Source organism: Pseudomonas sp. R28(2017) (genome assembly GCF_002112505.1).
GTDB lineage: Bacteria > Pseudomonadota > Gammaproteobacteria > Pseudomonadales > Pseudomonadaceae > Aquipseudomonas.
Genome location: NZ_NEHW01000001.1, coordinates 309137 through 321321, shown reverse-complemented (window position 1 = coordinate 321321; position 12185 = coordinate 309137). Strand labels below are relative to the sequence as shown.

At 64.8% G+C, this 12185-nt stretch carries 13 protein-coding genes; 7 read left to right on the top strand and 6 right to left on the bottom strand.

Annotated features, from left to right (window positions below):
• The first annotated feature begins 135 nt into the window (after positions 1-135).
• Positions 136-1197, top strand: coding sequence for an AraC family transcriptional regulator (locus tag CAF78_RS01445; protein ID WP_085675828.1), 1062 nt, complete (start codon positions 136-138; stop codon positions 1195-1197).
• Here CAF78_RS01445 and CAF78_RS01440 read toward each other — a convergent pair.
• Complete coding sequence (locus CAF78_RS01440; RefSeq protein WP_085675829.1) at positions 1154-2608, bottom strand: TrkH family potassium uptake protein; 1455 nt, start codon at positions 2606-2608, stop codon at positions 1154-1156. The genes CAF78_RS01445 and CAF78_RS01440 overlap by 44 nt on opposite strands.
• 102 nt (positions 2609-2710) lie before the next feature.
• Here CAF78_RS01440 and CAF78_RS01435 point away from each other — a divergent pair, with 102 nt between their 5' ends.
• Positions 2711-3268, top strand: a complete 558-nt coding sequence (locus CAF78_RS01435) for an NAD(P)H nitroreductase (RefSeq protein WP_085675830.1) — start codon at positions 2711-2713, stop codon at positions 3266-3268.
• A 118-nt stretch (positions 3269-3386) separates the two neighbouring features.
• Here CAF78_RS01435 and CAF78_RS01430 read toward each other — a convergent pair whose 3' ends face one another.
• The 5 genes from CAF78_RS01430 to CAF78_RS01410 form a co-directional block, all read right to left on the bottom strand.
• Positions 3387-4727, bottom strand: a complete 1341-nt coding sequence (locus CAF78_RS01430; protein ID WP_085675831.1) for a HAMP domain-containing sensor histidine kinase — start codon at positions 4725-4727, stop codon at positions 3387-3389.
• A 60-nt stretch (positions 4728-4787) separates the two neighbouring features.
• On the bottom strand, positions 4788-5204 hold the full coding sequence (locus CAF78_RS01425; protein ID WP_085675832.1) for a Spy/CpxP family protein refolding chaperone: 417 nt from the start codon (positions 5202-5204) through the stop codon (positions 4788-4790).
• Between the two features lie 124 nt (positions 5205-5328).
• Positions 5329-6006, bottom strand: a complete 678-nt coding sequence (locus tag CAF78_RS01420; protein WP_027921069.1) for a response regulator transcription factor — start codon at positions 6004-6006, stop codon at positions 5329-5331.
• A gap of 132 nt (positions 6007-6138) precedes the next feature.
• On the bottom strand, positions 6139-6438 hold the full coding sequence (locus CAF78_RS01415) for a YciI family protein (protein WP_008091826.1): 300 nt from the start codon (positions 6436-6438) through the stop codon (positions 6139-6141).
• A 1-nt stretch (position 6439) separates the two neighbouring features.
• Complete coding sequence (locus tag CAF78_RS01410) at positions 6440-7033, bottom strand: septation protein A (RefSeq protein ID WP_085675833.1); 594 nt, start codon at positions 7031-7033, stop codon at positions 6440-6442.
• A gap of 67 nt (positions 7034-7100) precedes the next feature.
• Here CAF78_RS01410 and CAF78_RS01405 point away from each other — a divergent pair, with 67 nt between their 5' ends.
• The 5 genes from CAF78_RS01405 to rluB all read left to right on the top strand — a co-directional run bounded on the left by CAF78_RS01405 (position 7101) and on the right by rluB (position 11558).
• On the top strand, positions 7101-7961 hold the full coding sequence (locus tag CAF78_RS01405) for a PHP domain-containing protein (RefSeq protein WP_085675834.1): 861 nt from the start codon (positions 7101-7103) through the stop codon (positions 7959-7961).
• A 13-nt stretch (positions 7962-7974) separates the two neighbouring features.
• Positions 7975-8604 carry an L-threonylcarbamoyladenylate synthase gene (locus tag CAF78_RS01400; RefSeq protein WP_085675920.1) on the top strand — a complete coding sequence of 210 codons (630 nt, stop codon included), beginning with the start codon at positions 7975-7977 and terminating at the stop codon, positions 8602-8604.
• A 128-nt stretch (positions 8605-8732) separates the two neighbouring features.
• On the top strand, positions 8733-9458 hold the full coding sequence (locus tag CAF78_RS01395; protein WP_177408491.1) for a ScpA family protein: 726 nt from the start codon (positions 8733-8735) through the stop codon (positions 9456-9458).
• Positions 9445-10215 carry an SMC-Scp complex subunit ScpB gene (scpB, locus tag CAF78_RS01390; protein WP_085675836.1) on the top strand — a complete coding sequence of 257 codons (771 nt, stop codon included), beginning with the start codon at positions 9445-9447 and terminating at the stop codon, positions 10213-10215. The genes CAF78_RS01395 and scpB overlap by 14 nt, the downstream gene beginning before the upstream one ends.
• A gap of 236 nt (positions 10216-10451) precedes the next feature.
• Positions 10452-11558, top strand: coding sequence for a 23S rRNA pseudouridine(2605) synthase RluB (gene rluB, locus CAF78_RS01385; protein WP_085675837.1), 1107 nt, complete (start codon positions 10452-10454; stop codon positions 11556-11558).
• Positions 11559-12185: the final 627 nt, after the last annotated feature.

Below are 12185 nucleotides of genomic sequence, written 5' to 3'. Positions count from 1 at the left end.
CACTTTTTGACAGGATACACGGCGTGGAGCCTGAATCGAGTCTAGAGTGATTGGCGGGGCCGGCCAGTGACAATAGGCGCCAAATGAGTATCCTTGGGGTTAACCGCATGAAGCGGTCAGCATAAGAAGCCTGCCATGAGTGAAAGAACCACGTCAGCCAGCTGGGCATCAGGGATTGTCAAGGCGCTGGAGCTGGAAGGGCTCGACTGCCCGGCCATGTTCAAGCAACTGGGGCTGGATTTCGCTGCACTCGACGACCCGGATGCACGTTTTCCGCAGGACGCCATGACCCGCCTGTGGCAGCTGGCGGTCGAGCTTTCGGGCAACGAAGCCATTGGCCTGAACATGGCGCGGGTGGTGCGCCCGGCTTCTTTCCACGTGGTGGGCTACGCGCTGATGTCCAGTCGCACCCTGGCTGAAGGTTTCGAACGGCTGGTGCGCTACCAGCGGATCATTGCCGAAAGCTCCGACCTGAGCTTCATTCTCGGCCCCGAAGGCTATTCACTGATTCTGACCGTGCATGGCGATCACCTGCCGCCCACCCGGCACAGTGCCGAAGCGTCGCTGGCCTGTGCGCTGGCGCTGTGCAAGTGGCTCAGTGGCCGGCCGGTGCAGCCGCGGCGGGTGCTGGTGCAAGGGCCGCAGCCGAAGGACATCGAGCCGTACAAGGTGGCGTTTCATTCCCCGCTGGTGTTCGGTGCGCCGCACGATGCCCTGGTGTTCGAGCGGGCCGACATGGAAGCGCCATTGCCCACCGCCAACGAAGCCATGGCCATCCTGCATGACCGCTTTGCCGGTGAATACCTCGCGCGTTTTTCGGAGAGCCGGGTGACGCACCGGGTGCGCCAGGTGCTGTGCCGCATCCTGCCGCAAGGCGAACCCAAGCGCGAAACCCTGGCCCAGGCCCTGCACCTGTCCCAGCGCACTTTGCAGCGCCGCCTGCAGGAAGAGGGCACCAGCTTCCAGACCTTGCTCGACGACACCCGCCGGGAGCTGGCCGAACAGTACCTGGCCCAGCCGGGCATGACCCTGCTGGAAACCGCCTATCTGCTGGGCTTTGCCGACCCGAGCAACTTCTACCGGGCGTTTCGCCGCTGGTTCGATGTGACCCCCAGCGAATACCGCGCCCGGTTGGGTGCGGAGCCTGCCCAGGTCAGTGGCGCCAGAACGCCGGCATACACAACACCAGCACCGTGATGATCTCCAGGCGGCCCAGCAGCATGCCGGTGGCGAGGATCCACTTGGCGGCATCCGGCAGCGTCGAGTAGTTGCCCGACGGGCCGACCACTTCGCCCAGGCCAGGGCCGACGCCCGATACCGTCCCGGCGGCGCCGGTCAGTGCGGTCATCCAGTCCACGCCCAACAGCGACAGCAGCAGGGCCATCACGCAGATGGTGATGGCGAAGAAAAACGAGAAAGTCAGGATGGAGCGTACGATCTCTTCGTCCAGCCGGTGGCCGTTGTACTTCTGCTTGATCACCGCGCGTGGGTGAATCAGCTGGTTGAGGCTGGCCTTGAGCAGGATGTAGGCCACCTGGAAGCGGAAGATCTTGATGCCGCCGGCCGTGGAGCCGGAACACCCCCCGACGAAGCCCAGGTAGAAGAACAGCATCAGCGAGAAGTTGCCCCACAGGCTGTAGTCACCCAGGGCGAAGCCGGTGGTGGTGACCACCGAGGTCACGTTCAGGGCCACGTGGCGCAAGGCATCGAGCCAGTGCAGGTTGGTGGTGTACCAGTACCAGGTGCCGAGCACGATCCAGGTCACCACCAGCATGCCCAGCAAACCTTGCACCTGCTGGTCGCGGATCAGCGCCTTGCGGTTGCCGCGCAGGGTCGCCACGTACAGCGTGAAGGGCAGGCTGCCGAGGATCATCACCACCACCGCGACCCAGTGCACGGCAGGGATGTCCCATTTGGCCAGCGACTGGTCAGAGGTGGAGAACCCGCCGGTGGAGATGGCCGACATGGCGTGGTTGATGGCATCGAACGGGCTCATGCCGGCCCACCAGAAGGCCAGCGCGCCAAAGATCGAGAAGCCGACGTACACGCCAACGATCGATTTGGCGACCATGTGCGAGCGCGGCATGACCTTTTCCGAGCGGTCCGACGATTCGGTCTGGAACAGGCGCATGCCACCGATGCGCAGCAGCGGCAGGATCGCCACCGCCATGGCGATGAAGCCGATGCCGCCGAGCCAGTGCAGCATCGAGCGCCACATCAGGATGCCCGGTGACATGGTATCCAGTCCGCTGAGCACCGTGGCGCCGGTGGCGGTGATGCCGGACATGCTTTCGAAGAAGGCGTCGGTGTAGCTGATGTGCTGGGTCAGCAGGAAGGGCAGGGCAGCGAAGACGCACACCACCACCCAGCTGCTGACGGTCAGCAGGTACATGTCCCGCGGGCGCAGGTGGACGTGCTCGGGGCGGCCCTGCAGGACCATGGCCAGGCCGGCGATGAAGGTGATCAGGCTCGACCAGAGGAACGCGGGCATGTCGCCGGTACGTTCGAACACCACCAGGGTCGCCATGGGCACGGCCATGCCGACGGCGAGGGTAATCAGGAAGATGCCGATGATGAAACCAATGATCCTTAAGGTCGGCAACGCCATGTGATCTGCTCTGACTCGAAACGGAAGGGCGCCATTCTACCTATGGGTCTGGTGATGTAAACGCTAGAATGGCCGCACATTTACCTGCCAGGAGGGTAGCCGATGGAGGCTCTCGACGCATTGCTCAACCGTGTTTCCGTGCCACGCCTGACCGACCCTGCGCCCAACGAGGCCCAGCGCGAGGCGCTGTTCCAGGCCGCCTTGCGTGCTCCGGACCACGGCCAGCTGCGGCCGTGGCGCTTCCTGACCATCGAGGGTCAGGGCCGCGACAAGCTCGGTGAACTGTTCGCCGAAGCGCTGCAGCACAAGGGCGACGCCAGCCAGGCTGCGTTGGACAAGGCACGGGCGATGCCATTGCGTGCGCCGTTGCTGATCGTGGTGATCGCCAAGCTGCAGGACCACTTCAAGGTGCCCAAGTCCGAGCAGCGCCTGGCGGCGGGTTGCGCGGCCCATGGCATCCTGATCGCGGCGCATGCCCAGGGGATCGGCGCGGTGTGGCGCACCGGCGACATGGCCTTTGATGCCCATGTGCACAAGGGGCTGGGACTGGCCGAGAATGAAGAGCTGATCGGCTACCTGTATGTCGGCACGCCAATGGCCGAGCCGCGCACGGCGCCGATTCTGGAGACTGCCGAGTACGTCAGCGTCTGGGGCGAATAACGCGCTGGATTCTTCGCGGGCAAGCCCGCTCCCACAGGTACAGCGCGGGCTTCAGGCCTGAGGCGATCCCTGTGGGAGCGGGTTTACCCGCGAAAGGGCCGGTAGCCCCACTATCACTTCAACTTCCAGTCACAACCGCCAGCGGCAACTCCAAGCGAGCCACGAATCCACCCTGCGGGTGATTCTCCAGCACCAGGCTGCCGCCATGCCGCTCCGCCGCCTTGCGCGCAATCGCCAGCCCCAGCCCATGCCCAGCCGCTTCCTGCCCCGGCGCCCGGAAGAACGGTTCGCCCAACTGCGCCAGGTGCTCCGGCGCCGCCCCCGGCCCATGGTCGCGCACGCTCAGCACGATCTTCTCCTGCTCGCGCCGTGCGCTGATCTCGATTGGCTGCCCCTGCGGGTTGAAGCGCAGGGCATTGCGCACCAGGTTGTCCACGGCCCGCTCGATCAGCGTCGGCCAGCCTTGCAGGGTCAGCCCCGGCTGGGCCTCCAGCTTCACGTCCTGCTCCGGCGCGCTGAGCTGAGCGTCCTTGCGCACGCTGCCCAGCAGCGCGTTGAGGTCGACAGGTTCGGCATGGGCCTGCTCGGCATCGACCCTGGCCAACGTCAGGATTTCGCTGATCAGGTCTTCCAGCCGGTCGCATTCGCGGGTCAGGCGCGGCCACAGGGCCTGGCGCTGTTCGGTTTCGGCGCGCTCGGCCAGGGCCAGGGCAATGCGCAGGCGGGCCAGCGGTGAACGCAGCTCGTGGGACACGTCGCGCAGCAGCTGGCGCTGGCTGCCGATCAGGCTCTGCAGGCGCGCGCCCATCTTGTTGAAGTCCTTGGCCAGTACTCCGAACTCGTCACGCCGGGCGGCCAGGCGCGCCAGGCTGTTCTGTTGGTAGGTGGCCTGGCCAAGGTCGTGCACGGCGCCGCGCAGGCGGCTGAGTGGGCGGGTGATGGACAGGGTCACCAGCAGGCTGAACAAGGTCAGCACCACCAAGGCGATGCCCAGGGCACTCAGCGGCCACAGCAGGCTCTCGCGGTGCCAGGCGTCCAGTTCCGGGTGCGGGATGCGGTAGATCAGCAGGTAGGTCTCGCCGCTGTCGGGGCTGGTGTATTCCTCGGTCAGGCGGCGCCACGGCAGGCGGCGCTCGTCATTGTGCTGGCGTGCCTCGAATGCTGCTGCGCGGCGCGGGAAGGTGCCGGGCACCACGGCATCGCCGCTGTCGTCGAGCACCTGCACATCGATCTTGTAGCGCTGCTTGCGCCGCTCCAGGAAGGCCTGGGCAGACTCCAGGCCTTCCTTCTCATAATGCTGGGTCCAATGGCTGGCCATGGTTTTCAGGCCCGGGTGGCGGCTGAGGATCCAGGCATCCTGGTTGAGCATGTGGCCCAGCAGGATCGACAGGCCCGCGACCAGGGTGATGGCCAGCCAGAAGCTGGCCAGGATGCGCCAGAACAGAGAACGCAAGAGCACCTCCTGTAAACGGGAAAAGCCCGGCCCGCTTGAGGGCGGGCCGGGCATTGTCAGGACAGCTTACTGGGCCTTGGCAGCTTTTTCAGCTTTCCAGGTCTGGAACTCTTGCCATTCGGCCTTGCGAGCTTCGCGTTCCTTCTGCAGTTCGTCGAACTTCTTCTGCTGGTCAGGCTTGAGCAACGCGCGGACCTGGCTGTCGGTCTTGTCGTGGCTGGCCTTGAGTTCGTCTTTCATGGCCTTCTGGTCGGCGGCCGGCAGCTTGTTCAGGTAGCGCTCGGTGATCTCACGGCGATTCTGCATCTGCTCGCCCATCAGCTTGCCGATCTGCTGGCGCTGGTCGCGGCTCAGGTCCAGTTGGGCGAAAGGCGCGTCACCGCGATGATGCGGGCCTTCGTGACGCTGGCCGCCCTCAGGCATGGCCATGGCCACGGTTGGCAGGGCGGCGGCGAACATCAGGGCGATAAGGGTCTTGCGCATGGTGTCTCTCCTCTCATGGGCCGGTGTTTACCGGATGAGCTCAGTCTAGGGAGATCAAGGTCAAGCGCAGTCAGCGCAGCGTAAAGGCAGGGTAAAGATGGGGCACAGCCGGCCCCATGCCGGTTTACAGGCTGTAGTAGTAACCACGGCTGCGCAGTGCGACGATCCGCGGCCGGCCATCGGCATGCGGGCCGACTTTCTTGCGCAGGTTGCTGACGTGCATGTCGAGGCTGCGGTCATACAGGGTCAACTTGCGCCCCAGGGCGATCTGCGCCAGTTCCTGCTTGTCCAGCGGCTCGCCCGGCTGGCGCAGCAGCGCCTCGAGGATGCGGCTTTCGGACAGGGTCAGGCTCATGTCGCGGCCATCGATGCTGACCACGCCTCGCACCGGGCTGAACGCCAGGTCACCGATTTCCAGCTGGGTGGTGGTGGCGGTGGGGTGGCTGCGGCGCAGCACGGCGCGCAGGCGGGCGGTGAGCTCACGGGGGTCGCAGGGCTTGGCCAGGTAATCGTCGGCGCCCAGTTCCAGGCCGAGGATACGGTCCAGCGGCTCGCCACGGGCCGACAGCATCAGCACCGGCAGCTCGGCATGTTCGCTGCGCAGTTGCTTGAGCAGCTCCAGGCCGCTGCCGTCGGGCAGCATCACATCCAGCACCACGGCCGCCGGGGCATGCTCGGCCAAGGCCTGGCGCGCGCTCTGGCCGTCGTGGCAGGCGCGTACCGCAAACCCTTCCTGGGTCAGCCAGCTGCCGAGCAGCTCGCAGAGTTCCTGGTCATCATCAATCAGTAACAGCTCGCTCATGACTCACTCAATTCAACCATTGACGGCGTCTTCTGTGTCCGCCAGTGGCAAAGATACCGCAGACTGAAGACGTACGTGCAATTTGAGCGGGGGAGGCCGCGTCGCCGGCTTGATCGGCGACGCGGTATCAGGTCAAGGCAGGACTTGCTTGAACGGCTTGACGATGACCTTGTCGTACACGCCCGCGGCGATGTACGGGTCGGCGTCGGCCCAGGCCTGGGCGGCGGCCAGGGAGTCGAACTCGGCGACGATCAGGCTGCCGCTGAAGCCGGCTTCACCCGGGTCGTTGCTGTCGATGGCCGGGTGCGGGCCGGCCAGCACCACGCGGCCTTCGGCCTTGAGCTGCTGCAGGCGCTCGATGTGCGCCGGGCGTGCGGCCAGGCGTTTTTCCAGGGAGTTCGCGACGTCGCTGGCGATGATGGCGTAGAGCATGTCAATCCTTGGGTTTGGAGGTGGAAGGGTCGTCGTGCAGGTGACGCGACAGGTACACGCCCTGCGCCACCAGGAAGATCACGGTCATGCCCAAACTGCCGAACACCTTGAAGTCGACCCAGAAGTTCTGGAAGGTGAAGGCAACGAACAGGTTGGCGGCGCCGCAGAACACGAAGAAGGCGATCCAGGCCACGTTCAGGCGCGACCAGATGGCATCGGGCAGGGTCAGCGCGTGGCCCATGATGCGCTTGATCAGCACCCGGTCGCCGATGAAGTGGCTGCCGGCGAAGCCCAGGGCGAACAGCCAGTTGACCACCGGCGCCTTCCACTTGAGGAAGGTTTCGCTGTGGAAGGTCAGGGTCAGGCCGCCGAACACCAGGCAGGCGATCAGGGTCAGCCACTGGCCCTTTTCCAGCTTGCGCTGGCGCAGGAACAGCGCGCCATACACCACCAGCGAGCTGATGATCAGCATTGCCGTGGCGCTGTAGATGCCGCCGAATTCGAAGCTGTGGCCGGCGACTTCCATCGGGCGCGGGTCGAGCTTGTAGACGATGAAGAACAGCAGCAGCGGGATGAAATCGATGAATTGTTTCACAATGGCAGCCAGAATCGGGATGTGACGGCATAATAACAAACATCGATTCCAGCGAAAGCGCTCCTCCATGAATGTTGATCTGCACTGTCACAGCACGGCCTCCGACGGCGCCCTGTCGCCCACGGACCTGGTCGCCCGGGCCCATGAGCACGGGGTGCAAACGCTGGCACTGACCGACCACGATACCCTCGAAGGCCTGCCCGAGGCGCGCCAGGCCTGCCAGGCGCACGGCATGCGCTGGGTCAGCGGGGTAGAGCTGTCGTGCACCTGGGGTGGCGCGACCATCCACGTGCTGGGCTACAACTTCCCGCTCGACGCACCACCCTTGCTCCAGGCCATCGAGGCCCTGCACCGTGGCCGCTGGTTGCGGGCCGAAGAAATCGACAGACGGTTGGCGGCCAAGGGCATGCCCGGTGCCCTCGAGGGTGCACGGGCCGTCCAGCAGGAGCTGGGCGACAGCGGCAACGCCCCGGCGCGGCCGCATTTTGCCGAATTCATGGTGCGCGCTGGCCATGCCAAGGACCGCGGCGAGGCCTTCCGCAAGTGGCTGGGGGCCGGCAAGCTGGGCGACGTCAAGCAACACTGGCCAACGCTCGAGGAAACTGTCGCGACCCTGCGCCAGTCCAACGCTTGGGTGAGCCTTGCGCACCCGATGCACTACGATCTGACCCGCAGCAAGCGCAGGCGGCTGATTGCCGACTATATTCAGGCTGGCGGGCAGGCGCTTGAAGTGGTCAACGGGATGATGCCGGCCGAGCAGGTGGGCACGATGTCCATCCTTACCCGTGAGTTCGGCCTGCTGGCAAGCGCTGGCAGCGATTTCCACGGCCCCGGCACCTGGGGCGAGATCGGTGCCTACCGGCCATTGCCCGAGGACTTGCCACCTCTGTGGCGTCGATTCAGCCATGAACAGCCTATGGCGCTATGAACAGGATGACTTCGTGAGCCAATTTTTCCAGATTCATCCGGAGAACCCGCAGCCGCGCCTGATCCGCCAGGCGGTGGAGATCATCCGCAAGGGGGGCGTGGTGGTCTACCCGACCGACTCGGCCTATGCCCTGGGTTGCCAGATCGGCGACAAGGCGGCGATCGAACGGGTGCGCCGCCTGCGCGGCCTGGACAAGACCCACAACTTCACCCTGATGTGTTGCGACATGTCGCAGCTGGGGCTGTACGCCAAGGTCGACACCGGCATTTTCCGCCTGCTCAAGGCCCATGTGCCGGGGCCGTACACCTTCATCCTCAACGGTACCCGCGAAGTGCCGCGCCTGCTGCTGCATGAAAAGCGCCGTACCATCGGCCTGCGCGTGCCGGACCACGCCATCACCCTGGCGCTGCTGGCCGAGTTGGGCGAGCCGTTGATGAGCGTCAGCCTGATCCTGCCGGGCGACACCGAACCGATGACCGACCCCTACGAGATCCGCGAGCGCCTGGAGCACCATGTCGACCTGGTGATCGACGGCGGCTTCGGCGACCTCAAGGCCTCGACCATCATCGACCTGTCCGGCGACGAGCCTGAACTGATCCGCGAAGGCTGCGGCGACCCCACGCCGTTCATGGTCAACGCGTGAGCCAGGTGGAAGCACCCGAGGCGCCGGCCGAAGAAGCTGAGACGCCGCCCCAGCAGTTGCAATTGGCGCTTGTCTACGGCGAAGCGCTGACCGAAATGCCGCTGGACCTGTACATCCCGCCGGACGCTTTGGAAGTCATCCTCGAAGCCTTCGAGGGCCCGCTGGACCTGCTGCTGTACCTGATCCGCAAGCAGAACATCGACATCCTCGACATCCCCGTGGCGGAGATCACCCGCCAGTACATGGGGTACGTCGAGCTGATGAAGAGCGTGCGCCTGGAGCTGGCTGCCGAGTACCTGGTGATGGCAGCCATGCTCGCCGAGATCAAGTCGCGCATGCTGCTGCCGCGCTCGGCCGAGGTCGAGGAAGAGGAGGGCGACCCACGCGCCGAGCTGATCCGCCGCCTGCAGGAGTATGAACGCTTCAAGGCCGCCGCCGAGGGCATCGATGAGCTGCCGCGGGTAGGCCGCGAGATCGTCGTGCCGCGCCTGGAAGCGCCGCAGGCCAAGGTGCGCAAGCTGCTGCCGCAGGTCAGCCTGGAAGAGCTGCTGGTGTCCATGGCCGAGGTCATGCGCCGCAACGACCTGTTTGAAAGCCACCAGATCACCCGCGAGACGCTGTCCACCCGCGAGCGCATGAGCGACGTGCTGGAGCGCCTCAAGGGCGGCGCTTTCGTGCCGTTTGTCGAGCTGTTCACGCCCGAGGAAGGCAAGCTTGGCGTGGTGGTGACGTTCATGGCGATCCTCGAGCTGGTGAAGGAATCGCTGGTCGAACTGGTGCAGAATGAGCCTTTCGCGCCGATCCATGTGCGGCTGCGCCCCGAGTCTGTCGAAGAACCTGATGAACCTGAATGAACCCCGCGACCTGGCGTCGCTGATCGAAGCCTTCCTGCTCGCTTCGGGCAAGCCGCAGTCCCTCGAACGCCTCTACGAGCTGTTCGAAGAAGCCGAGCGCCCCGAACCGAAGGTGTTCAAGAAGGCCCTGGAAGTGCTCGGCAAGTCTTGCGCCGGGCGGGCTTTCGAGCTCAAGGAGGTGGCCACCGGTTACCGCCTGCAGATCCGCGAAGACTTCGCGCCCTGGGTCGGCCGGCTGTGGGAGGAGCGCCCACAGCGGTATTCCCGGGCGCTGCTCGAAACCATGGCGTTGATCGCCTACCGCCAACCCATCACCCGCGGCGAGATCGAGGATGTACGGGGTGTGGCGGTCAACAGCAACATCATCAAGACGCTGATGGAGCGCGAGTGGATTCGCGTGGTCGGCCACCGCGAGGTGCCCGGGCGCCCGGCGATGTTCGCTACCACCAAGGCGTTTCTCGATCACTTCAACCTCAAGAGCCTGGACGAGCTGCCAGCGCTGGCCGAGCTGCGCGAGATGGAGCCGGAGCCGCTGCTCGACCCGGACGAAGCGCCGGTGCCGGCGCACATACAGGCCTTGGCCGATGCCAGCCTGGGCGAAGAGGAAGCAGCGGGTGAGCCGAAGGAAGAGACCAGCTTCCGCAGCCTGCTGGTGGAGCTCGATGCCATGGAGGAAGGGCTGAAGACCGACTTCGATGACCTGCGTGAAGAACAGCCCGAGGCCTCGGTGGAGGAAGAGGGCAAGCCTGCGTCCTGAAGCTTTCCCACAGAAAGGCCACATTTTTGAGTGCGCTGCAGTACCTGTGGGAGCGGGCTTGCCCGCGAAGAGGCCGGTACTGCCTGCACAGCACCATTAGGCAGAATTCCCTTCACAAGCTCACAAAACCCTCTACCCTCCAGTGCGTTCCCCCAGCGAACCGCGTATGATGCGCGGCCTTTTGGCGCGTTCGTCGCCAGAGCCCTGTTTTCATTCCTACACCGGGAGGTGCCCAGATGAGTGAGCAAGACCTGCAAAATACCGAAATCACCCCGCCAGCCGGCGAAAAGCTGCAGAAAGTGCTGGCGCGCATCGGCGTCGGTTCGCGCCGTGACGTCGAAGCCTGGATCAGCCAGGGCCGCATCAAGGTCAACGGCGTCGAGGCCACCCTCGGCCTGCGCGTCGACCTGCACGACGCCATCACCGTCGACGGCAAGCTGATCAAGCGCGAAGAGGCCGCCGAGGCCACGCGCCGGGTGATCATGTACAACAAGCCCGATGGCGAGATCTGCACCCGTGACGACCCGGAAGGCCGCCCGACCGTGTTCGACCGCCTGCCGCGCCCGAAAGAGGGCCGCTGGATCAACATCGGCCGCCTGGACATCAACACCACCGGCCTGCTGCTGTTCACCACCGACGGTGAGCTGGCCAACCGCCTGATGCACCCGTCCTACGAGATGGACCGCGAATACGCCGTGCGTGTACGGGGTGAGGTCGATGACGAGATGATCGACCGCCTGAAGGCGGGCGTGATGCTCGAAGACGGCCCGGCCAAGTTCACCGACATCCAGAAGGCGCCAGGTGGCGAAGGTTTCAACCACTGGTACCACTGCGTGGTGATGGAAGGTCGCAACCGTGAAGTACGCCGCCTGTGGGAGTCCCAGGGCATGGTGGTCAGCCGCCTGAAGCGCGTGCGCTTCGGCCCGGTGTTCCTCAACTCCGACCTGCCGATGGGCCGCTGGCGTGAAATGACCCAAGGCGAAATCGACATTCTTGCCGCTGAAGTGGGCCTGCAGCCGGTGGCGCTGCCGGCCATGAACCTCAAGGCCAAGGACAAGATGGAGCGCCTGCAGCGCAAGTCGAGCCGGCCAATGGGGCGCAATGAGCGCGTGCGCAGCCTGCGCCCGGCCCATGAAGGCGGCACTGCTGCCGCTGAGCGCCCGGCACGCCAGCCGCGAGATACCTCGGGTGAACGCCCGGCGCGACAGTCGCGCGACGAAGCGCCGCGCAAGGGCAGCCGTGGCAGCGCCGTGGCCGAGCGCCCGAGCGAAATGCGCAAGCGCCCTGGCAAGCCTGACGGTGACAAGCCGGCCGGCCGTGGTCGCGGCAAGCCGCGTGGTTGATTGCTTTGTGCAGCAATGAGAAACCAGCCTTCGGGCTGGTTTTTTATGCCTGTGAGATTTTGGGGCTGCACAGCGGCCCCAAGATATTGAACAAAAAGAATTTTTCGGACGACTGGCAAGTTTTCAAACCACCCTGTAAAGAAAGTTGTACATAACCACTCGATTTCAGCCCACATTTCGGAATTTCCCTGTTCGTGTAAACAGAACTTGCCGCACCACCCGCCGCAAAGCTCCTGCCTCCATCCTGCCCTGTCTTGCTCAAACCCCCGTACCACGGTGATATAGCGCTCATTGCCGTGTGCAAGAGCCCGTCCACAGAGCCGGGCTGACAAAACAACAAATGGAGGCGCCATGTACGCCGATCACTTCGCCTTTTCAGGCGCCTACCACAGGATCGCTGCGTTTTTTCCCGAGGAAACGATGCAACGCGTTGACGCCTGCGCGTTTGCAGGGGTATACAGTGCGCCGCGTTTTACCTGTGACCCTCTTGCGTACCGCGCACTCCTGCCCACACCTGGCTGATCCGCCTTGGCGGTATCCGTTGGCAGGAAACCCAAGGTAACCACCTTGCCCATTCCGCTGCGCCACGAGCGCGGTGGGTCCGATTCCGTCACAGATAAAAACAAT

Coding starts and splice junctions, on each gene's coding strand:
- CAF78_RS01445 (WP_085675828.1), top strand. CDS start 136: ATGAGTGAAAGAACCACGTCAGCCAGCTGGGCATCAGGGATTGTCAAG.
- CAF78_RS01440 (WP_085675829.1), bottom strand. CDS start 2,608: ATGGCGTTGCCGACCTTAAGGATCATTGGTTTCATCATCGGCATCTTC.
- CAF78_RS01435 (WP_085675830.1), top strand. CDS start 2,711: ATGGAGGCTCTCGACGCATTGCTCAACCGTGTTTCCGTGCCACGCCTG.
- CAF78_RS01425 (WP_085675832.1), bottom strand. CDS start 5,204: ATGCGCAAGACCCTTATCGCCCTGATGTTCGCCGCCGCCCTGCCAACC.
- CAF78_RS01420 (WP_027921069.1), bottom strand. CDS start 6,006: ATGAGCGAGCTGTTACTGATTGATGATGACCAGGAACTCTGCGAGCTG.
- CAF78_RS01415 (WP_008091826.1), bottom strand. CDS start 6,438: ATGCTCTACGCCATCATCGCCAGCGACGTCGCGAACTCCCTGGAAAAA.
- CAF78_RS01405 (WP_085675834.1), top strand. CDS start 7,101: ATGAATGTTGATCTGCACTGTCACAGCACGGCCTCCGACGGCGCCCTG.
- scpB (WP_085675836.1), top strand. CDS start 9,445: ATGAACCTGAATGAACCCCGCGACCTGGCGTCGCTGATCGAAGCCTTC.
- rluB (WP_085675837.1), top strand. CDS start 10,452: ATGAGTGAGCAAGACCTGCAAAATACCGAAATCACCCCGCCAGCCGGC.